Consider the following 20852-nt stretch of genomic DNA (forward strand, 5'->3'; position numbering starts at 1 on the left):
CTTACTGCGCCTTGATGACCGCGCAGGCCACGCGGTCGCCCGCGCCGCCGATCGGCTGGCTGGCGTGGTCGTCGGCGTTGGCGTGGATCACCAGGGCCGAGCCGTCGGCGTCTAGCAGCCACTGTCCGGGGCCGTTCTGCGACAGGCGGGCGTGGCTGGTGAAGACCTCGGCGTTCACGGCGCCGGCGGCGTCGGCGAAGACGTTGGGCAGGTCGCCGTCATCGGGGCCTTCAGCGTTCAGCAGGCCGTGGGGCTTCTTGGGATCGCCGTGGTTGATGTGAGCGCCGGCCGAGGTGAAGGGCGCCTCGCACTGGCCCGTGGCGTGGATGTGGATGCCGTGCCAGCCGGGCGTCAGGCCCGTGGCCTCGACCTTGATCAGCACGCCGGTCGAGCCCTGCGTCAGGGTGGCCTTGCCGATGTCGGTGCCCTGGCCGTTGATGATGGCGACCTGCGAGGTCTGGCCCGGCGCGGCGCGCATCATGGCCATGTGCGAGGCGTGCTGATCCGGCGTATGGCCTGCATGGCCCGCGTGCTGCTGCGCCGAGGCGGCGCCGGCGGCGAGAGCGATCGCCAGAACGCTGGGAGCGATGAAAGCGGCTGGGGTCAAACGCATGAATTTCCTGTCCTTTTATACGCGGGGATTTCAGCGGCGTTTCTTTGCCACCACGGCCCCCTGATGATAGAAACCTGAATAGCGGATCACGTTCCGATTCCGGCCATCTAAAGCCTGATTTCCTTGACCGACGACAGCTACCAAAACGCCGCCCCTTCGGCGCCGGGCGATATTTCGACCATCACCATCGAGGATGAGCTGAAACGCTCGTACCTCGACTACGCCATGAGCGTGATCGTCAGCCGCGCCCTGCCTGACGCGCGTGACGGTCTGAAGCCTGTTCACCGCCGCATCCTGTATTCGATGCACGACCTGAACATGACGCCCGAGCGGTCGTATTCGAAGTGCGCCCGCGTGGTCGGCGACGTGCTGGGCCGGTTCCACCCGCACGGCGACGCCTCGGTCTACATGGCCTTGGTCCGTATGGCCCAGGACTTCTCCATGGGGCTGATGCTGGTCGACGGTCAGGGCAACTTCGGCTCGGTCGACGGCGATATGCCCGCCTCCATGCGTTACACCGAGGCCAAGATGGCCCCGGCCGCCGTGGCCCTGCTGACCGACATCGAAAAAGACACCGTCGATTTCCAGCCGAACTACGACGAGAAGGAACTGGAGCCTGTCGTCTTGCCGGCGCGGATTCCGAACCTGCTGGTCAACGGCGCGGGCGGCATCGCCGTCGGCATGGCGACCAACATCCCGCCGCACAACCTGCGTGAAGTGATCGACGCTGCGGTCGCCCTGCTGGACGACCCGGACGTGTCGGACGACGCCCTGCTGGACATCGTGCCGGGACCGGACTTCCCCACGGGCGGCGAGATCATGGGCCGCACGGCCCCGCGTAACGCTCTGCGCGACGGGCGCGGCTCGGTCATCGTGCGCGGCAAGGCGTCGATCGAAGAGATCCGCAAGGATCGCGACGCCATCATCATCACCGAACTGCCGTTCCAGGTGAACAAGCAGACCCTGATCGAGCGCATCGCCGAAATGGTGCGCGAGAAGCGTCTGGAAGGCATAGCCGACGTTCGCGACGAGTCCGACCGTCTGGGCATGCGCATCGTCATCGAGCTGAAGCGCGACGCTTCGGGCGATGTGATCCTGAACCAGCTGTATCGCTATACGGCGCTGCAATCCTCGTTCGGCGTCAACATGCTGGCGCTGAACCACGGCCGTCCCGAGCAGATGGGCCTGCGCAAGCTGCTGGAGCTCTTCCTCGACTTCCGCGAGGAAGTGGTGGTCCGCCGGGTCAAGTTCGAACTGGCCAAGGCCCGTGATCGCGGCCACGTCCTGGTCGGTCTGGCCGTCGCCGTCGCCAACATCGACGAGGTGATCCACATCATCCGCAGCTCGGCCGATCCGGCCGAGGCGCGCGAGCGGCTGCAGGCCAAGGCCTGGCCGGTCGGGGACATGATGGCCCTGGTCGAGCTGATCGCCGACCCGCGCACCGTCCTGGTCGAGGGCGACAAGATCCGCCTGACGGACGAGCAGGCCCGCGCCATCCTGGCCCTGACGCTGTCGCGTCTGACGGGCCTGGGCCGCGACGACATCTTCGGCGAGGCGCGCGCCCTGGCCGACACCATCCAGGGCCACCTGACCATCCTGTCGGATCGCAAGAACGTCCTGGCCATCATCCGCGAAGACCTGTTGCTGGTGAAGGATCAGTTCGGCGTGGATCGCCGCACCCTCATCGGCGAAGGCGACGCCGAGATGGAGGACGAAGACCTGATCCCGCGCGAGGACATGGTCGTGACCGTGACCCACTCGGGCTACGTCAAGCGCGTGGCGCTGAACGCCTATCGGACCCAGCATCGCGGCGGCAAGGGCCGCAGCGGCATGGCGATGAAGGATGAGGACGTCGTCACCAGCGTCTTCAGCGCCTCGACCCACACGCCGGTCCTGTTCTTCGCCACCAACGGCAAGGCCTATAAGCTGAAGACCTGGCGCCTGCCGCTGGGCAATCCGCAGTCGCGCGGCAAGGCCTTCGTCAACCTGCTCCCGATCGAGCCGGGCGACAGCATCATGAACGTGCTGCCCCTGCCGGAAGACGAAACGACCTGGGGCGACTACGACATCATGTTCGCCACCCAGTCGGGCGACGTGCGCCGCAACAAGCTCAGCGACTTCGCCACGGTGAACCGTGCGGGCAAGATCGCCATGAAGCTGGAAGACGGCGACGGCATGGTCGGGGTCGGCCTGTGCACGGCCGAGGACGACGTGCTGCTGACGACCGCTCTGGGCCGGGCCATCCGCTTCAAGGCCGACGACGTGCGCGTGTTCAAGGGCCGCGACTCCACCGGCGTGCGGGGCATCCGCCTGCAGGACGGCGACACGGTCATCTCCATGGCCATCCTGGGCCGCGTGGATGCGACCCCGGAAGAGCGCGCCGCCTATGTCAAACACGCCAACGCCATGCGTAAGGCGCTGGCTGGCGCGGACGCGGAAGAGGATGTCGTCACGGTCGAGGCGGACGATGAAGAGGCCGGCGACGCCGCCCTGTCCGTCGAGCGCATTGCGGAACTGGGCGCGGCCGAGCAGTTCATCCTGACGGTCACGGAAACGGGCTTCGGCAAGCGGTCCTCGGCCTATGAGTATCGCCGCACCGGTCGCGGCGGCCAGGGGCTGACGGCGCACGGCCTGGGCGGTCGCGCGGGCACGCGCCTGGCCGCCGCCTTCCCGGTCGAGGAGTCGGACGATCTGATGCTGGTCACGGACGGCGGCCAGATGATCCGCACCCCGGTCAGCCAGGTCCGCATCGTCGGTCGCTCCAGCCAGGGCGTGACCATCTTCCGCACCGGCAAGGACGAGAAGGTCGTCTCGGTCGAGCGTCTGGCCGATACGGGCGGCGACGATGAAGACGGCGACACAGGCGACGCCCCGGCGGTCGAGGGCGGCGAGGGCTAGGTTTCTCGCTGCTTTACGTCATCCCCGGGCTTGTCCCGGGGATCCATAACCGCCAGCGCACGCCATGTGAGCGCAGCGCCTGAACCTTAGCCGTTGTGTCTATGGATTCCCGGCACAAGGCCGGGAATGACGGGAAGGAAAGGCTGGATGGCGGCTGAACTCTGGATCGACGGCCGTCCCGCCGGACTTGAAGACCTGGGTCATCAGGCCCTGATCAACTACGGCGCCCTGACCTCCTTCGGCGTGGAGGAGGGAGGCGTGCGCGGGCTGGACCGGCATCTGGAACGCCTGAAAGTCTCAGCGCTCGAACTGTTCGGCGAGGCTGTGGTCGAGGATCGCTTGCGCGATCAGATACGCATGGCGCTGGCAGGGCGTGGGGATGCGTGGCTGCGCATCAGCCTGTTTTCCCGCGAACTGTCGTTGCGCCAGCCGGACTGGATCGGCGCGCCGCAGGTGATGATCAGCGTTTCGGCCCCGCCGTCGCCCCTGCCGCAGGGCGTGCGCCTGCAAAGCCAAGCCTATGCGCGTGAAGCGCCGCATCTGAAGCACGTCGCCACGATGGGCCTGTTGCGGGCGCGACGCATGGCGCGGCTGGCGGGATTCGACGACGTCCTGTTCACCGACGCCGAGGGCCGGATTTCCGAGGGCTCGCTGTGGAATGTCGGCTTCATCGAGGGCGAGACGGTGGTCTGGCCTGAGGCGCCCATGCTAGACGGCGTGGCGCAGGCCCTGATCCGCGAGGCGCTGGACCGCGCCGGATCGCCGCAGCGGACCGAGGTCGTGCGGCTGCCGGACCTGTCGCGCTTTGACGGGGCTTTTCTGTGCAACAGCGCCACCCCTGCCGGTGAAATCGCCGCCGTCGACGGCCATGTTTTCACCGGCGCGACGGAGACGGTGCAACAGATAGGCACCCTTTGGCGATCACAGCCGCGTCAGAAAATCTAGGCCGTTCATTTCGCACCTGCTAAACGGACCCAAACGATGGGGAGGCCGCCGGCCATGCGTATCGGACTTTATCCGGGCACCTTCGATCCGGTCACCAACGGTCATCTCGATATCATCGGGCGGGCGGTCAAGCTGGTGGACCGGCTGGTCATCGGCGTCGCTCAGAACGACGACAAGGGCCCGCTGTTTTCGACCGCCGAGCGGGTCGAGATGCTCAAGGCCGAGGTGGCGCGCTTCAACGCCGACATTGAGGTGCGGCCCTTTTCCAGCCTGCTGATGCATTTCGCCGAGGAACTGGACGCCAGCGTCATCATACGCGGCCTGCGCGCCGTCGCCGATTTCGAGTATGAGTTCCAGATGACGGCGATGAATCAGCGCCTCAACAGCGACATAGAGACGGTGTTCCTGATGGCCGATCCGCGCCACCAGGCCATCGCCTCGCGGCTGGTGAAGGAAATCGCTCGGCTGGACGGCCGGATCGACAGCTTCGTCAGCCCCGCCGTTGCGGTGCAGGTGATGGACAAGGTCAAGAAGGGTTGAGGTCGGGTTTGAATATCAAGTCTGTGATGGCGCTGGCGGCGACCGCTGCCCTGTTGGCCGGCGGTGCGGCCGCTCAATCGAACGACTGGCGTACCGTGGCGCCTGAGAATTTGTGGGTGATCGACACGGCCAAGGGGCGTGTGCTGGTGGAGTTGGAGCCGCGCGCGGCGCCGAACCACATCGAGCGTATCCGCACCCTGACCAATCAGGGCTTCTATGACGGACTGAAATTCCACCGCGTCATTCCCGACTTCATGGCCCAGACCGGCGACCCCCAGGGCACCGGCGCGGGCGGCAGCGAACTGCCTGACTTGAAGGGCGAGTTCACCTTCCGGCGCGGCCGCGACAGCGGCTTCGCTCCGGTCGAGAACAGCGGACCGGGCCTGCGCGGGATCATGGGCTCCATTCCGGTGGTGACGCAGCCCGACGCCCAGATGTTCGTCACGGCGGACTTCAAGACATCGGCCCAAGGGTTGTTCTGCCCTGGCGTTGCGGGCATGGCGCGCGCCGGCTCGCCTGACAGCGCCAACAGCCAGTTCTTCCTGATGATGGGCCAGAACGACAATCTGAACGGCGGCTACACGGTCTTCGGCCGGGTGGTGCAGGGGATGGACGTGGTGCGCGCGCTCAAGGCTGGCAACGAAGCGCAGGACGGCGCCGTAGGGCCGGACGCCGATGTCATGACGCGCGCGCGGCTGGCCTCGGCCATGCCGGAAGCCGAGCGGCCGAAGATCCGCGTGGCTGTGCCCGGATCTGCGCCGTTCAACGCCGCCGTCGAGGCGACGCGAGCCGAAAAGGGCGCATCCTTCAATATCTGCGACGTCCAGCCGCCCGTTCAGGGGGGGTGATCGACGTCTTTCGACACGCCGGGGAGGGCGGAGGAATGAGGCAAGGACTTCTGGCGACGCAGGCCGCCTTGATCTTGGCGTCGGCGCTGGCGGCATGGCCCGTCATGGCGCAGGAATCGGCTCCGGTCGCCCCGGCGGTCACGGCTGCCGATTGGCGTGTTGTTCCAGCGGACAACCTTCTGGTGATCGACACCAGCAAGGGTCGTATCCTGGTCGAGATGGCGCCGGAGGTTGCTCCGGGACATGTCGCGCGCATCCGCATGCTGGCCAAGGCGGGTTTCTATGACGGCGTGCCGTGGCATCGTGTCATTGACGGCTTCATGGCTCAGACCGGCGACCCGCTGGGCACGGGCGAGGGTCAGAGCTGGCATCCCGACCTGAAGTCCGAGTTCACCTTCCGCCGCGACGCGCAGACGCCCTTCACCGCTGTCGCCGCGCCGGCGGGCGCCCAGGTCGGCTTCCTGCACTCCCTGCCGGTCCAGACTCAGCCTGACGCCGTCATGGCGACCACCGCGGATCGCAAGGTTCACGCCTGGGGCCTTTACTGCCCCGGTGTCGCAGGCATGGCGCGGGATGACGCTCCGGACAGCGCCAACAGTCAGTTCTTCCTGATGCGCCATCCCTACCCGGCGCTGGAAAAACGCTACACCGTGTGGGGTTCCGTGGTGTCAGGACTGGACGTCGTGCGCGCCCTGAAGTTCAGCCCCAACCCGGACGGCATTGTCAGCGAGCCTGACCGCATGACGCGCGTGCGCGTGGCGGGCGATCTGCCGGTCGCCGAACGGCCGACGGTGCGCGTCCTGAACACGACCTCGGCTGCTTTCCGCACCCTGGCGGACGGCGTGCGGGCGGCGCGTGGCGCGGACTTCTCGGCTTGCGATATCGCCTTGCCGGTCGAGGTGGACGCGCCAGGCGCCTAGGCCGTAACTGCGGCCCCGCCGTTGCGGCGGCGTCGGCGTTTCCGGCGGGGTTTCTGCTGGCGGTCCTCGCGCATTCTCTGCAGCAGAAGACCCTCGCGCAGGCCCCGGTCGGCGACGCGGACGCGCTCGCACGGCCAGGCGCGCTGGACGGCTTCCAGAATGGCCGCGCCGGCCAGGACCAGATCGGCCCGGTCCGGCCCGATGCAGTTTTCCGCCGCACGGCCGGCAGGGCCCAAGGTAATCAGGCGATCCGCCGCGCGTTCGCAATCGCTGCGCGTCATCCACAGCCCGTCGACCAGATCGCGCTGATAGCGCCGCAGGCCCAGATGGATGCCCGCCAGGCTGGTGATGGCGCCAGAGGTGCCGACCATGTGGCCGCGGCTGGTGCGGAACAGTTCAGCCAGGATCGGCGCGTCAGGCGCTCCGGCGGCAATGGCGGCGCCGAAGTCGGCGACCATGGCTTCGTACCATTCCGGCGGGCTGCCCTCGGGTTCCGGGTGGCGTTCGGCCAGGGTGACGACGCCCAGCGGCGCCGACATCCAGGCTACGGTGTCGAAACCGGACGCGCCCTTGGTCAGCCAGGACAGTTCGGTCGAACCGCCGCCCACATCGATCACCAGCACGGCCTCGGCGCGCGGGTCGAACAGGTTGAGACAGCCGGAAACCGACAGGGCCGCTTCCTCGGACGGGTCGATGATCCGCAACCGCAGGCCCGTACCGCGACGCACCCGCTCGACGAAGGCGGGGCCGTTCTCGGCCATGCGGCAGGCCTGGGTGGCGACGGCGGTCAGGCGCTGTGGATCCACGCCCTTGCGGGCCAGCCGTTCGGCACACAGGGCCAGGGCGGCATAGGCCCGGTCCATCGCACGGTCGTCCAGACGGCCCGTGCGCGACAGGCTTTCGCCCAGGCGCACGATGCGGCTGAAGGAATCCACCACGCGAAAGCCGTCACGCGCCGGACGCGCGATCAGCAGGCGGCAATTGTTGGTCCCCAGGTCGAGCGCGCCATAGAGAGGCGCATCTCGATCGACGCTCCCGCCGTTGCGGGAAGGTCGAGGCAGGGACCGCGAGTCGCGCCGTCCGGGCGCGCCAGGGGTCTCCGGCATGGGCCGAGCTTTCATGTGGGCGGTCCGAAGCGGCGCCCGTCCCGCATAAGTTAGACCGCGACTCCCTGACGCGCCAGTCGTCATTGTCGGTGGTGACGAATGAGCGACCTCGCGTCAGCGTTGCAACAGTCATGCGTGACGACGATGAAAGAGCGCGCTAATCTGCCCTGAAAGGCCATCAGAGCCGTGAGGAGCGTTCCCATGTCCGACTTCGAGCACGTTTTCGAGCAGCCGCCGGAAGGCGCCGCCGCCGACTGGACCATTCCTCAGAACTGGTCGGCCTATACCGAGGTCGAGCACCAGACCTGGAACACCCTGTACGAGCGGCAGATGAAGATTCTGCCCGGCCGCGCCAGCGAGGCCTTCCTGCGCGGGCTGGATGCGCTGGACCTGAACGCGGGCGGCATTCCCGACTTCGAGGTCATCAACCCCAAGCTTCAAGCCCTGACCGGCTGGACCGTGGTCTGCGTGCCGGGACTGGTGCCGGACGAGGTCTTCTTCGACCACCTGGCCAACCGCCGCTTCGTCTCGGGCCAGTTCATTCGCAAGCCGGATCAGTTGGACTACCTGCAGGAGCCGGACATCTTCCACGACGTGTTCGGCCATGTGCCGATGCTGACCGACCCCGACTTCGCCGCCTATATGGAGGCCTACGGCAAGGGCGGGCAGCGGGCGGCGTCGCTGGGGATGCTGCCGAATCTGGCGCGCCTGTACTGGTACACGGTCGAGTTCGGCCTGATGCAGGAAGCGGGCGAACTTCGCATCTATGGCGCGGGCATCGTGTCGTCGGCGACCGAGAGCGTCTTCAGCCTGGAAGACCCTTCGCCGAACCGCCTGGGCTTCGATCTGGAGCGGGTGATGAAGACTCTGTACCGCATCGACGACTTCCAGCAGGTCTATTTCGTTATCGACAGCATCGAGGCGCTGAAGACGGTGACGTTGCAGGACTTCGGCCCCGTCTATGAGCGGCTGAAGGGCGCCGAGGCGTTGCCGATCGAGGCCGTCCTGCCGACGGACAAGGTGTTCACGCACGGCACCCAGGCCTACGCCGCCAAGGGCGGGCGGTTCGCGGCATAGGCGGCGCATCGTCTCCCTCCCCATGAAGGGGAGGGAGAAAAAACAGAGTCTAATTCGTCTGAAACTCTCCTCTGCGGCGGCGCGGGGGAGGGATGATGACATGCGTCTGGGCGACGGTGTGAAAGCGCGGGTCTGCGAGCGCCGACGCCGGGATTTTCCTGCGTTTGGACGGTGAGGATGCGCTGACGTTCCTTTCTTTCCGTCACCCTCGGGCTTGTCCCGAGGGCCCAGGTTCCGTTCACGCTCCCGAGCACGGAGTCTAATCGCCGCGCCTAACAGCTAACCGTAGCGGGTGAGGCCCCGATGGGCCCTCGGGACAAGCCCGAGGGTGACGGTATGGGGGAAGGGCCTCAGACCCTGAACCGCTCCCACGGGCCGGTGACGGCCAGGGTCATGCCGGGCGAGTACAGGTTCACGAACATGGTCCGGCCGTTCGGGGACCAGCAGACGCCGGCGAACTCGGTGTTCGACTCATCGGCGTCGTGGCGCATGGCGTTGCGGGCGATGGCGTAGACGCGGCCGTCGGGGGTGACGCCCTTCACATGCTGGGTGCCGACCTGCTTGTCCTCGCAGCCGATGACGTGGCCGTTCGGGGCGATGGCGATGTTGTCGACATAGTCCAGCACGGCGCGGTCGCCCGCCTCGACGAACAGCTCCAGCATGCCTGGCTGGCTCGCCTCGTCCGACTGGCCCTCGCGCGGGCTGGGGACGTAGCGCATGATCTGGCCGTGGCGGCCGACGCCGCCGGAGGTGCAGGTGAAGTAGAGGTGATCGCCCGCCCAGTGGACGCCTTCGCCGCGCGCGAACAGGGCCGCGCCCGAGGCGTGGCCGCGCAGGGACAGGTCGCCGTCGGGGCTTTCGACGTGATCCAGATCGACCCAGCGCACGGCCAGGCGCTGGCCCTGGCGCCACAGGACGTCGTTCCAGTTGCGGGTGTCGCCGCGCGCCTGATCGAGCAGGGCCAGGGCCTGAAGGCGGCCGCCCGCCTGCAGACGGCGCGGGTCGGTCGGCAGGTAGCGGTAGAAGAGGCTCTCGGCCGTGTCCTCGGTCATGTAGACGACGCCGGTGCGCGGATCGATGCAGGCGGCCTCGTGCTTGAAGCGGCCCATGGCGCGGATCGGGGTCGGATCGACCAGGCCGGTGGCGCGCGACGGAACCTCGAACACCCAGCCGTGGTCCTGAGGCAGGCCGTCCTTGGTCCCGGCGACGATCTCCTCGCAGCTGAGCCACGAGCCCCAGGGGGTGACGCCCCCGGCGCAGTTGACCGCCGTGCCGCCCAGGCTGAGGTGCTGGCGCTCGGTGCGGCCGGTCCTGAGGTTGTAGACGACGGTGGTCGTGCCGCCGCCCAGCGGAGCGACCGCGCCGTTCTCATCGGGATAGACGCCATAGACGCGGGCGCGGTCCAGATCGCCGACCAGCCGATGGTTGGCGCCCCAGGCGCTGGCGTTGAACTCCAGCGGATTGACCTCGTGGTTGCGGACCAGGATCACCCGGTCCTCGTCCAGCCCGAAACAGCCCATGCCGTCGAACTTGTCGGGGGTCAGCAGGCCGTCGGCCATGGTCTCGCCCGCCTGGGACGCCACGCGGTAGGAGAAGCCCTCGGGCAGGTCCAGCAGGCCGTAGGGGTCGGCCTTCATCGGGCCGTAGCCGAACACCTCGTTGCGCGAGGGGCCGTCGACGAAGCCGCCCGGTTCGGCGGCGACGGCGTGGGCGCGTTTGGCGTAGCCCGACAGGGCGAGGGCGGCGGCGGAGGCCATGAAGGCGCGGCGTGAAGCGATCATGCGCCGTGCTTACGAGCGGTGCATTACGGTCCGATGACGGCGGCTTGACCGCAGCGTGACGAGGGCTGCGGCCGATGGTCCTGTCTGAGGGTCAGATCCGCTGGAACGGATAGAAGCCGCCGCCGAGGTTCAGGATCTGCGTCAGCTCGTCCAGCGCGCCGCGCGTCTCGTCCAGCAGGGCGGGATCGGCCAGGTCGTGCGCCGTCAGGCTGTCGCGATACCAGCGACGGCCCCAGTCGGACAGGCGGGCGTGCAGCGCGTCGGTCAGGCGCATGGCCGGGTTGGTCGCCGCCAGTTCGGCCTCGGTCAGGACGACCCTGAGACGGAGGCAGGCCGGGCCGCCGCCGTTGCGCATCGACTGACGAACGTCGACGTATTCGACATGGCCGATCGGGCCGTTGGAGGCGGCGAGCCCTTGCGCGACCGCATGGCTGCGCGGGTTGTCGCGCGTCTCGGTCGGGCAGATCAGGGTCAGGCGGTCCTGCCCCGGAACCCGGATCAGCATGGAGTTGAACAGATAGGAGCTGATGGCGTCGGCCAGCGGCAGGTCGGCGGCCGAGACCTCGACGAACTGCGGCTCGAATCCGTCGGCGGCGGCGCGGATGGCGGCCTTGGTCGCGTCCGTGTCCTCGAAGGCCAGCTCATGGAAGAAGAGGGTGTCCAGGGCCCCGACGCAGACCACGTCGTTGTGGAAGGTGCCGCCGGCGATGGCGGCCTTGCCCTGACGCGCCAGGACGGCGCCGGACGCTTCGTGGCGGCGCATGATCGCCTCGGACGCCTCGCGCGTCTGACGGGCGGGATAGGGACCGTCCCAATGCTCCCAGGCCTCGCGGCCCCAGACCATCAGATTGACGCCCGCCTCGCCGTGATCGCGGCACAGGCGGACGTGGTTGGCCGCCCCTTCGTCCGCCAGATGGGCGACCGAGGGCAGGGCGTCGTGGACGGCGAAACGGCTGGCGTCGGGGAAGAGGGCGTCCAGCGCGCGCTTCGTCTGATCGTGCTCAAGGCTGCGGTGCAGATTGGTGATCAGATTGGCGGGGGTGAAGTGGACGCGGCCGTCGCGGCTGTCGGCGCTGGGCGTCACCGTGGCGGCGTTGGCGGCCCACATGGGCGAGGCCGAACAGGCGGCGGCGGCGAAGGAGGGCGCATCCTTCCATGCGCGCTCCAGCACTTGGGCGTCGGAGCCCGAGAAGCCGAGGTCGCGCAGGAAGGGGATGTTCGGCCGCTCATGCGGAGGCAGGACGAACTGGGGCAGGCCCAGGTCGGCCAGGGTCTTCATCTTGTCGAGGCCCTGCAGCACGGCCGCGCGCGGGTTCGACGCCTCGCCCTTGTTCAGGCTGGACGCCAGATTGCCCGGCGACAGCCCGGCGTAGGAGTGGGTCGGCCCGATCAGGCCGTCGGCATTGGCCTCGACAGCAGAAGTCATGCGCGCAAGCCCTTGATCTCGTTTTCGATGTTCTTGACCGACCCCGCCTCGAAACTGGCGACCGGATAGGCGCAGTAGTCGGCGGCGTAATAGGCGCTGGGGCGGTGGTTGCCGCTGGCGCCCAGGCCGCCGAAGGGCATGTCGCCCGCCGCGCCCGTGGTCGGACGGTTGAAGTTCACCACGCCCGCGCGGATGCGGTTGATGAAGCGGTCCCAGTGCTTCGCATCGTCGCTGACCAGACCAGCGGACAGGCCGTATTTGGTGGCGTTGGCGGCGGCGATGGCGGCGTCGAAGATCGGGACGCGGATGATCTGCAGGAAGGGAGCGAACATCTCCTCATCCTCGACCGCGACGCCGGTGACGTCGATGATCGCAGGCTTGACGAAGGCGCCCGGCAGGTTGTCGACGGGGCCGGAGGCGCGGATCACGCGCGCGCCCGCGTCGATGCGCTGTTGCAGGGCGGCCAGCGCGTTGCCGGCGGCCTTCTCGGAGATCAGCGGCCCGGCGTAGGGTTCGGGGTCGCTGTCCCACGGGGCGAAGTTCAGGCGGTCCGACATGGCGGCCACGGCCTCGACGATGGCGTCGCCCTGCGCGCCTTCCGGCACGATCAGGCGGCGCGCGCAGGAGCAGCGCTGGCCGGTGGTGACGAAGGCGGACTGGACCACGATGCCCGCGACGGCTTCGGCGTCGGCGGCGTCCCAGACGACCAGGGGGTTATTGCCGCCCAGCTCCAGCGCCAGGATGACATGCGGGTCATCGGCGAACTTGCGCCGGAAATGCGCGCCCGCCGCGCCCGAGCCGGTGAACATCAGGGCGTCGATGGGCTGGTCCAGCAGGGCCGCGCCGGTCTCGCGCCCGCCTTGCACCATGTTGAACACGCCCTTGGGCAGGTCGGCGGCGTCCAGGCATTCGGCCATCAGCTGGCCGGTCAGGGGCGTTTCCTCGGACGGCTTGAACACCACGGTGTCGCCCGCCAGCAGGGCCGGGACGATGTGGCCGTTGGGCAGGTGGCCGGGGAAGTTGAACGGGCCAAGGACCGCCGAGACGCCGTGCGGGCGGTGACGCAGGGTCGCGCGACCGAAGGCGGTCTCGCTGCTGCGCTCGCCGGTGCGCTCGTCATAGGCGCGGATCGAGATGTCGACCTTGCCCGCCATCGAGGCCAGTTCGGTCTTGGTCTCCCACAGGGCCTTGCCAGTCTCGCGACTGATGGCTTCGGCCATTTCGGGGGCGCGGTCTTTCAGGATGGCCTGATAGCGTTTGACCGCGTCGATGCGGTCCTGGCGCGGGCGGTCGGCCCAGTCGGGGAAGGCGGCGCGGGCGGCCTCGACGGCGGCGCCGACCTGTTCGGTCGTGGCGGCTTCGCCTTCCCAGACGGTTTCGCCGGTGGCGGGGTTGGTGGAGATGAAACGGGTCATTTGAGTTCTCCCCTTCTCCCCTTGAGGGAGAAGGTGGTCGCGGCAGCGACCGGATGAAGGGTTGCGGCGACGTCTGACGGGGCGGTGCTGTAGTTAAGATAAGAGGCGGACGTCGCGGCGACACCCCTCATCCGACCTGCTTCGCAGGCCACCTTCTCCCACAAGGGGAGAAGGGCGTTTTTGTGCGCTACCGCCTTCGGCTGCTTGAGCGCGGGTATCACGACTTCACCCGCACCGTGGCGCCGTCCTTGATCTTCAGGGAGGCGGCGACGTCGGGGGTCATGTGAACGGTTTCGCCGTCCACCAGGACGCGGGCGCGCACGGCGCGGAAGGCCGAGACGCTGTCGGTCGAGACGAGGCTGGGCAGTTCGACCTCGACCTCCTTCTCGATGCGAGCGCTCAGGACGCGGGCGTCGCGGACGGTGCGGATGTTGTCGCGGCCGCAGGCCACGGTCGGACCGGCGTCGAAGATGTCGACCAGGCCGTTGGGGCGGAAGCCTTCGGATTCCAGCAGGGCCATGGCGGGCACGCCCTGCGGGTGGACCTTGCCGATCACGGCGCGGGCCGGTTCGGGCAGCAGGTCGATATAGATGGGGTGACGCGGCGCCAGGTCGAGAATGAACTGCTTGTCGGTCGACCCGCTCATGCGGTCGGCGTCGTCGAAGTCCATCGGGAAGAACTTGTGCGCCACATGGTCCCAGAAGGGGCAGTAGCCGTCGGGCGTGAAGACGCCGCGCAGTTCGGCCAGGACGTTGTCCGCGAACAGGTCCGGCTGGGCGCCGATCAGCATGTAGCGTGACTGGCTGAGCAGGCGCCCGGCGCCGCCCTTGCGACGATCGGCCTTGAGGAACAGGGAGCCGACCTCGGTCCAGCCGGTGCACTCGTTCACCAACACCAGGGTCTGATGGTTCAGCTTGATGCCCAGCGAAGGCGACTGGACCGTGTTGTTGACCACGCGGAAGCTGAAGAAGGGACGCTTCAGCCCCACCGTCGCCTTGACCGAGCCGACGCCGTCGATGTCGCCCGTGTCGCCGTCTTCCAGCATCAGGGTGTACCAGGCTTCTTGCGGCGGGATGCGGCTCTCGAAGCTGGCCTGGCTCAGTTCCAGGCGTTCGCTGAGGACGTCGGCGTCCTCGGGCAGGCTGGTGAAGCCGGGGCCGGACAGGATGGCCAGTTCGAGCAGGTGATGAAGGTCGGCGGGGCCGGCGGGGCGAACAACGAGCATGCGGTTACATCGTCTCCAGTCGGAGCTGTTTCAGTTCGAGGGCGTCGATCTCGCCCGAGGCGATCTTGCACAGGATCAGGGCGGACAACTGCGCCCGTTCGACGAAGCTGGCGGGCCAGGCGAACTCCTGATCCGAATGGATCTCGCCGCCGACGACGCCCAGGGTGTCGACGTTGGGCAGGCCTGAGGCGTGCAGGTTGTTGCCCTCGCAGACGCCGCCGGAGGGCTTCCAGGCGATGGTCTGGCCCAGCAGGTCGCCGGCGTCGCGCACGGCGTGGAAGAGGGCGGTCTGGCTGGCGTCCATCGGCTTGGGCGCGCGGGTCATGCCGCCGTGCAGGTCCAGCGTCAGGCCGGGGAAGGGCGGCTCGGCGGCGAGGGCGCGCACCGTCTCGTCGATCCAGGCGGCGCTTTGCGCGTCCGGCACGCGGACGTTGAAGCGGACCACGGCGTTGTCGGCCACGACGTTCAGGGGACCGCCGCCCGCGATCTTGGCCACGTTGACGGTGACGCCCTCGCGCTGGCCGTTCAGGCCGTGCAGGCGGGCGGCGATGATGGCGGCGCCCGCGACGGCGTTGGCGCCCTCGTGGAAGGCGCGGCCCGCGTGGGCGGCCTTGCCGGTGACGATCAGGTGGAAGTTGCCGCTGCCCTTGCGCTCGCCCGCCAGGGTTCCGTCGGAAAGGGCGGGTTCATAGGTCAGGCCGACGTGGCCGCGCGCGCCCAGTTCCGCCAGCAGGGGCGCCGAGGCGGGGGAGCCGATTTCTTCGTCGGGGGACAGCAGCACGGTCCAGCCGACGCGATGGCGGAGAGGGTGGGATTCGAACCCTTCCAGCGCGGCCAGCATGACGCTGATTCCGCCCTTCATGTCGGCGATGCCGGGGCCGTTCAGGGCGCCGTCGTCGCGCGTGACGACGCACTGGAAGGCGCTGTCGGCGGGGAAGACGGTGTCATAGTGGCCGGTCAGCACGACCTGAAGCGGCGCCTCGGGTCGGGCGGTGATCTTCAGGCAGTCGGCGTAACTCTCGGCGATCACCGCGCCGCTGTCGGCGACGGTGGTGGAGCCTTGGGTCGGCACGCGCACGATCGTCGCCTGGGCGAAGGCGGCGCGCGCCGTGGCGTCCAGAACATCGAGAACCCGCGCCAGGCCTTCGGCGTGGCGGCTGCCTGAGTTGATATTGGACCAGTCGACGGCGCGCTGGACAATGGCGTCGCCACGGGCCGCGACGTGATCGAGCACGGCCTGATCTTGAGGTTCGATCCGCATGGCGGCGACCCTAGACGGGCGGAGGTCAAAGGTGAAGGCGGGGCGATATCTCTCTCACGCACTTGGGATTTCGGCCTTGAGCAGGATAGTTTCGCCGCCTCAGTCAGGGAGTCGCGCATGAACCGTCGGATCGCACCGCCCCAACCCTTCGCCCGGGTCGATTCGACCGAGACGGCGACGGCGCTGGCGCGCGGCAGCGCCTGGGCCTTCTGGATCTGGGCGGCTGTGGGTCTGATGCAGGCCGGACTGGTCTGGTTCCTGGGCGCGCCCGAACAGGCGGAGTTCCGCGGGGCGACGACAGGCTTCGCCGTGGTCTTCTCGGGCGTGGCCGCCGTGCTGGGCTTGGTGCAGTGGCGCCGTCCTAACCGCATCCTGCCGGTCTTCGGCCTGGCCTGGGCGCTGTATGAACTGAGCGCGATGTCGGTCAGTCTGATGGTCGGGGCGTCGCCGGCCGCGCCGGGGCTGCCCGTCTGGAGCGTCGGCGTGGCGGGGGCCGGCATGGTGCTGTGCCTGCTGCTGCACATCGGCGGCCTGCGCGGGGCGACGGGCATGGCGCGCTTCACGTCGGCAAATAGAGCCTGAGCGCGCGACATAAGGGAGGTGAAGTGAACCAGAAGCTGAAACTCTGGCTGCGTGCAGCCAATCCGAGATGATGCAGGGCGGCGCCGTTCCGGCCCAGGATCAGGCGATGTTCGAGGGCGTCATGACCGCCATGACGCCGGTCATGATCGGGGGCGTCCTTGTCCTGTCGGCGGTCTATCCGGTGCTGGCCGTGGTGCAGTGGCGCAAGATGACCTGGCTGATTCCGGCCCTCATGCTGGCGTTGCTGGCCTACAGCCTGCTCAGCATGGTCAACGGTTTCGCCCTGCTGGGCGAAGAGGCCGGTCAGTTGTATGGGCCTCTCGCCGTCGTGCAGTGGATCATCATGCTGGCGACAGGTTTTCTATATGCAGCCGCCGTACGCGGCGGCCTGATGCTGAGCCGGCTGAAACGGAGCTTCTGATCATGAGCGTCACCCTATACCACAACCCGAAATGCTCGACCTCGCGCAAGGCGCTGGAGCTGCTGCGTGAACGCGGGATCGAGCCGACGGTGGTCGAGTATCTGAAGACCGGCTGGGACGCCGAAACGCTGAACCGTCTGGCGCGGGGGACGGGCGGCGGGCTGAAGGGCCTGCTGCGCAAGAAGGAGGCGAAAGTCGCCGAACTTCTGGCCGCCGATGTGAACGACTCGACGATTCTCGCCGCCATGATTGAGAGCCCGGTGCTGGTCGAACGCCCCATCGTCGAGACGCCCAAGGGCGCAGCGATCGGTCGGCCGCTCGAGGCCGTTCTGGACGTTCTTTAGGGGCTCTTGGTTTTCTGAGCTTCAGGTTTCTGCGCTCGAATATGGGCCTCAACGGCTTCGGCCGCCTCTGCGGGGACTTCGGCGCGAGCTTCAACAGATTGTTGAACGCCTGCGATCTTGCCCCCCTCAACAGGGGTCGTCACCTTTGCACTGACTTCATGACGGGGCTCGGAGCAGGCCGATATGAGCACCAGGGTCGTTAGGGCTGCTGCACGATTCATCTTCGCCTCCGCTTGATAACGTGACTCTTTCAGCAAGGCGTCGACCCGTCGAATGAAGTTTTCTTCATGAGGCTCGGAGGCGAAAATTGACGAGTGCGGGAGGTGATGCCAGACCCCAGCCGTCCGTCACGCTTGGAGTTCGCCCATGACCCGCACCCTGTATGGCATCAAGGCCTGCGACACGATGAAGAAGGCGCGCGTCTGGCTGGATCAGAACGGCGTGGCCTATGACTTCCATGACTACAAGGCGGCTGGGGCGAACCGCGCCGAGGTGGAACGCTGGGTCGCCGAACATGGCTGGGAGAAGGTGCTGAACCGGGCGGGCACGACCTTCCGCAAGCTGCCCGACGCCGACAAGGCCGATATCGACGCGGCCAAGGCGGTGGACCTGATGCTGGCCCAGCCGTCTATGATCAAGCGGCCGGTGCTGGATCTGGGCGACGGGCGGACGCTGCTGGGCTTCAAGCCGGACATCTACGCCGCCGCCCTGAAGGGCTGAGGGTCAGTCCTCGACGGCGGTGGTCGGGCGGTCGTGGCCGTCGGCGCGTTCGGTGATCCACTGGCCCGAAGCGTCTTCATACTCGATCCAGGCGGTGCGGTCCGGCACGCGTTGCTCGCGCGCTGCGGCCGTGGCCGCCGCCAGCGCCGCCGCGTGGTTGGGGAAGGTCTCGGAAAAGCTGTCGCCGAGCTTGTAGGCCCAGCCGCCGTCGTGCTGGACGATGCGATAGGTGATGTTCATGCGCGCCTCCGAAGGGTTGGCGGCACCGTTGAACGCGGTCCGGGGCGTGTCGAGTCACGCTGTGGTGACGCATTACGAAGAGTTCATGTGCGGGGCTGCATCCATAGGCGATCATCGCCGCCTCTTGTGATCAGAAGGCCGCCGCATCAGGCCCGGCCGAACAGGGGTCAAACTCATGGATGAAGTTTTCATTCCGCTGGCGTTCTTTGCAATGATCGCGGCCATCGTCGTCGTGCCGTCGTGGCTCAAGAGTCGTGAGCGCCGCGAGATGCAGGCCACGCTGAGGGCCTCCATTGAGAAAGGGCAGTCCCTTCCGCCGGAAGTGATCGAAGCCATCAGCAAGGAAAACACGAAGCCGCCGGCGACGGCGGCGCGCGACCTGCGAACGGGCGTGATCCTGCTGTCGGTGGCGATCGGCATCGCGCTGTTCGCCTATGCGGTCAGCTTCGCCGAGATAGACGCCTTCTATCCCATCGCGGGCGGGGCGGCGATTCCGGGCATGATCGGTCTGGCCTTCATTATTCTGAGCTTCTTCAACAAGAACAAGGACTAAGGCGGGTCGGAGCAGGGAAGCCGTCATGGCCCAAGCCTTACGTGATCTGCACGACGTCGAGCTGGCCGGGCTTGCGGCCGGCGGCGGCCGCCGCGAGTTCGGCGAGCTGGTCCGTCGGCACGGCTCGGCGGTGCGGGGCCTGCTGCGCCGCATGGGCGCCCAGCCGGCCCTGGCCGACGACCTGGCCCAGGACGCCTTTCTTCTGGCGTTCGAGAAGTGCGCCGAGTTCCGGGGCGAGGGCACCTTCGCCGCCTGGATCAAGCGTATCGCCGCCCGCATGTATCTGAAGCGCATCTCGAAGGAGGCGCGCTATGTGGCGGAAAGCGAAGCGGAAAACGTCGCGCCCGCCGTCGACAGCATCGGCCGCGTGGACTTGGACGAGGCCTTGAAGGGGCTCAGCGAGGTCGAACGCCTGTGCGTCTCCCTGTGTCATGGCGCCGGGCTGTCGCACCCGGAAATCGCCGCGGCCATGAATTTGCCGCTTGGAACGGTGAAATCTCATGTCAAGCGTGGTCTGGATAAACTTCGGGCCCGGCTCCAGCCGGGGCCGGTTGCAATCGGGAGCGCATCCCATGTCGGCTGACGAATTCGATCCCACGATTGAACGCCTGTTCGCGCAGGCTCCGCACTTTCCCGATTCGGCCTTCTTTGAAGCGGATGTGGCCGCGAGGCTGAACAAGGCCTCGCGCGTGCGGTCCATCGCCCTGTCGGCGGCGGGGCTGATCGGCGGGCTGATCGCGGTGCGTGAACTTCTGGGCGTCAACTTTCATCTGGGGGCGGACGGCTTCACCGCCCAGGCGGGCGGGGGCGGGCTTGATTCGGCCGGCTCCCAGGCCGGGATGCAGGGCGGACTGGCGGTTCAGTCCCTGCTGGAGCGGAGCGGACTGGGCGATGCGGCCCTCGGCGCCATGGGCTCCATGGGCGGCATGCAGATGTTCTGGGCCACGGCCGGGGTGCTGGTCGCCCTGCTGGCGGCGGGCGTGGTGAAGCTGTCGCAACAGATCTAAGCGCCGTTTTCCCGCCCCAGTCCCGGCTTAGGGCTGGAAAAAGCCGTTTCGCGCCCAACGCCTGCGTTGCGGCCGTGACGCCGAACCTCTAGGGTCGCGGCGTTTTTAATGATCGGCCTTGGCTGCATTTTTGGGGCGACGCTTCGTGGTTGATGTCTTCGAACAGGTCGAGGAGGAGCTTCGCTCCGAACGCTATAAGCGTATGGCCCGTACCTGGCTGCCCATTCTGGGCGGCGTTCTGGCGGTGGCCCTGGTCGCCGCCCTGACTTGGTGGGGCTGGCAGTCCTATGTGACGTCCCAGGCCGACAAGGCCTCGGCCGCCTATGAAAAGGGCGTCGAAGCCCTGCAGGGCGGAAAGACGGCGGAAGCTGACGCCGCCTTCGCCGAAGCCGTGAAGGCCGGCGGCGGATATAAGGTTTTGGCGCTGATGCAACAGGGCGGTCTGGCCCTAGCCGACAAGAAGACGACCGAAGCGGTCGCCCTGTTCGACGAAGCCTCCAAGGCGACGCGCGATCCGATTCTTTCAGACATGGCGGCGCTGAAGGCCGCCTTCCTGGTCATGGACACGGCGTCGCTGGAAGACGTGCAGAAGCGTCTGGAGCCGCTGACCGGCGACAAGCGTCCGCTGCAGGCTTTCGCCCAGGAAGCCCTGGCCATGGCTCAACTGCAACACGGCAAGACCGCCGAGGCGCGCCAGACTTTCGTTCAGCTGCAACTGGGCCAGGACGTGCCTGATCCGGTGCGCCAACGCGCCCAGGCCGGCGTGCAGGCTATCGACAACGGTACGGCCGCCAACCTGGCCGCCATCGTCAAGGCCGCCGCCGCTCTGCCGCCCCCGTCTCCGGCCGCTGCCCAGGCCGCCGCTGCGCCGGCCGCAACGGCCGAAGCTCCCGCCGCCCCCGCCGCTGCGCCGGCCGCGCTTTGACGCCT

21 protein-coding genes and 1 pseudogene are annotated in these 20852 nt (G+C 67.8%); 14 read left to right on the forward strand and 8 right to left on the reverse strand.

The features are described from left to right. Position 1: 1 nt before the first annotated feature. The gene (locus tag EGK63_RS02305; protein WP_243637549.1) at positions 2 to 487 is read right to left on the reverse strand and encodes a superoxide dismutase family protein; all 486 of its coding nucleotides are present in this window, start codon (positions 485 to 487) and stop codon (positions 2 to 4) included. 249 nt (positions 488 to 736) lie between these two features. Here EGK63_RS02305 and gyrA point away from each other — a divergent pair, with 249 nt between their 5' ends. The 5 genes from gyrA (at position 737) to EGK63_RS02330 (ending at position 6764) form a co-directional block, all read left to right on the forward strand. After that, a complete protein-coding gene (gyrA, locus tag EGK63_RS02310) occupies positions 737 to 3511 on the forward strand; it encodes a DNA gyrase subunit A (RefSeq protein WP_125899733.1) in 2775 nt (924 codons plus the stop codon). A 147-nt stretch (positions 3512 to 3658) separates the two neighbouring features. Further along, a complete protein-coding gene (locus tag EGK63_RS02315; protein WP_125899734.1) occupies positions 3659 to 4456 on the forward strand; it encodes an aminotransferase class IV in 798 nt (265 codons plus the stop codon). Between the two features lie 54 nt (positions 4457 to 4510). Beyond that, a complete protein-coding gene (gene coaD / locus EGK63_RS02320; protein ID WP_125899735.1) occupies positions 4511 to 4996 on the forward strand; it encodes a pantetheine-phosphate adenylyltransferase in 486 nt (161 codons plus the stop codon). A 26-nt stretch (positions 4997 to 5022) separates the two neighbouring features. Continuing rightward, positions 5023 to 5844 carry a peptidylprolyl isomerase gene (locus EGK63_RS02325; protein WP_165906517.1) on the forward strand — a complete coding sequence of 274 codons (822 nt, stop codon included), beginning with the start codon at positions 5023 to 5025 and terminating at the stop codon, positions 5842 to 5844. Positions 5845 to 5879: 35 nt separating this feature from the next. Further along, complete coding sequence (locus EGK63_RS02330; protein ID WP_125899737.1) at positions 5880 to 6764, forward strand: peptidylprolyl isomerase; 885 nt, start codon at positions 5880 to 5882, stop codon at positions 6762 to 6764. On the opposite strand, the gene EGK63_RS02335 is transcribed toward EGK63_RS02330, so the two are convergent. Continuing rightward, positions 6761 to 7870 (reverse strand): Ppx/GppA phosphatase family protein, encoded by a 1110-nt coding sequence (locus EGK63_RS02335; protein ID WP_125899738.1) that lies wholly within the window; start codon positions 7868 to 7870, stop codon positions 6761 to 6763. The two genes, EGK63_RS02330 and EGK63_RS02335, sit on opposite strands and share 4 nt — an antisense overlap. Positions 7871 to 8071: 201 nt before the next feature. Here EGK63_RS02335 and phhA point away from each other — a divergent pair, with 201 nt between their 5' ends. Continuing rightward, complete coding sequence (gene phhA, locus EGK63_RS02340) at positions 8072 to 8947, forward strand: phenylalanine 4-monooxygenase (protein WP_125899739.1); 876 nt, start codon at positions 8072 to 8074, stop codon at positions 8945 to 8947. A gap of 350 nt (positions 8948 to 9297) precedes the next feature. Here the strand turns inward: phhA and EGK63_RS02345 are convergent, their stop codons facing one another. The 5 genes and pseudogenes from EGK63_RS02345 to EGK63_RS02365 all read right to left on the reverse strand — a co-directional run bounded on the left by EGK63_RS02345 (position 9298) and on the right by EGK63_RS02365 (position 16055). After that, positions 9298 to 10728, reverse strand: a complete 1431-nt coding sequence (locus tag EGK63_RS02345) for an alkaline phosphatase PhoX (RefSeq protein ID WP_125899740.1) — start codon at positions 10726 to 10728, stop codon at positions 9298 to 9300. Between the two features lie 91 nt (positions 10729 to 10819). Further along, positions 10820 to 12154, reverse strand: coding sequence for an N-succinylarginine dihydrolase (gene astB / locus EGK63_RS02350; RefSeq protein WP_125899741.1), 1335 nt, complete (start codon positions 12152 to 12154; stop codon positions 10820 to 10822). After that, a pseudogene (gene astD / locus EGK63_RS02355) lies at positions 12151 to 13578 on the reverse strand (succinylglutamate-semialdehyde dehydrogenase); the annotation flags it as partial. The pseudogene astD and the gene astB, both read right to left, overlap by 4 nt. A gap of 208 nt (positions 13579 to 13786) precedes the next feature. Continuing rightward, on the reverse strand, positions 13787 to 14794 hold the full coding sequence (locus EGK63_RS02360; protein ID WP_125899743.1) for an arginine N-succinyltransferase: 1008 nt from the start codon (positions 14792 to 14794) through the stop codon (positions 13787 to 13789). Positions 14795 to 14798: 4 nt separating this feature from the next. Beyond that, positions 14799 to 16055, reverse strand: a complete 1257-nt coding sequence (locus EGK63_RS02365; protein WP_125899744.1) for a hydrolase — start codon at positions 16053 to 16055, stop codon at positions 14799 to 14801. Between the two features lie 117 nt (positions 16056 to 16172). Here EGK63_RS02365 and EGK63_RS02370 point away from each other — a divergent pair, with 117 nt between their 5' ends. From EGK63_RS02370 to EGK63_RS02385, 4 genes are all read left to right on the forward strand, one after another. Further along, entirely contained in the window at positions 16173 to 16637 is a 465-nt protein-coding gene (locus EGK63_RS02370; protein ID WP_125899745.1) for a hypothetical protein, read from the forward strand. A gap of 67 nt (positions 16638 to 16704) precedes the next feature. Continuing rightward, positions 16705 to 17058 carry a hypothetical protein gene (locus EGK63_RS02375; protein WP_125899746.1) on the forward strand — a complete coding sequence of 118 codons (354 nt, stop codon included), beginning with the start codon at positions 16705 to 16707 and terminating at the stop codon, positions 17056 to 17058. Positions 17059 to 17060: 2 nt separating this feature from the next. Beyond that, positions 17061 to 17402, forward strand: coding sequence for an arsenate reductase (glutaredoxin) (arsC, locus tag EGK63_RS02380; RefSeq protein ID WP_125899747.1), 342 nt, complete (start codon positions 17061 to 17063; stop codon positions 17400 to 17402). 366 nt (positions 17403 to 17768) lie between these two features. After that, entirely contained in the window at positions 17769 to 18122 is a 354-nt protein-coding gene (locus EGK63_RS02385) for an ArsC family reductase (protein WP_125899748.1), read from the forward strand. Between the two features lie 3 nt (positions 18123 to 18125). Here the strand turns inward: EGK63_RS02385 and EGK63_RS02390 are convergent, their stop codons facing one another. Next, on the reverse strand, positions 18126 to 18362 hold the full coding sequence (locus EGK63_RS02390) for a DUF2188 domain-containing protein (RefSeq protein ID WP_125899749.1): 237 nt from the start codon (positions 18360 to 18362) through the stop codon (positions 18126 to 18128). A gap of 175 nt (positions 18363 to 18537) precedes the next feature. Here EGK63_RS02390 and EGK63_RS02395 point away from each other — a divergent pair, with 175 nt between their 5' ends. From EGK63_RS02395 to EGK63_RS02410, 4 genes are all read left to right on the forward strand, one after another. After that, entirely contained in the window at positions 18538 to 18915 is a 378-nt protein-coding gene (locus tag EGK63_RS02395; protein WP_125899750.1) for a DUF6249 domain-containing protein, read from the forward strand. A 25-nt stretch (positions 18916 to 18940) separates the two neighbouring features. Beyond that, the gene (locus EGK63_RS02400; protein WP_125899751.1) at positions 18941 to 19498 is read left to right on the forward strand and encodes an RNA polymerase sigma factor; all 558 of its coding nucleotides are present in this window, start codon (positions 18941 to 18943) and stop codon (positions 19496 to 19498) included. Then, complete coding sequence (locus EGK63_RS02405) at positions 19488 to 19922, forward strand: hypothetical protein (RefSeq protein ID WP_125899752.1); 435 nt, start codon at positions 19488 to 19490, stop codon at positions 19920 to 19922. Before EGK63_RS02400 ends, EGK63_RS02405 begins: the two co-directional genes overlap by 11 nt. A gap of 118 nt (positions 19923 to 20040) precedes the next feature. Beyond that, positions 20041 to 20847, forward strand: coding sequence for a tetratricopeptide repeat protein (locus EGK63_RS02410; RefSeq protein WP_315025077.1), 807 nt, complete (start codon positions 20041 to 20043; stop codon positions 20845 to 20847). Positions 20848 to 20852 lie beyond the last annotated feature (5 nt).

It is taken from the genome of Brevundimonas sp. 357, from assembly GCF_003938605.1.
Taxonomy (GTDB): Bacteria; Pseudomonadota; Alphaproteobacteria; order Caulobacterales; family Caulobacteraceae; genus Brevundimonas.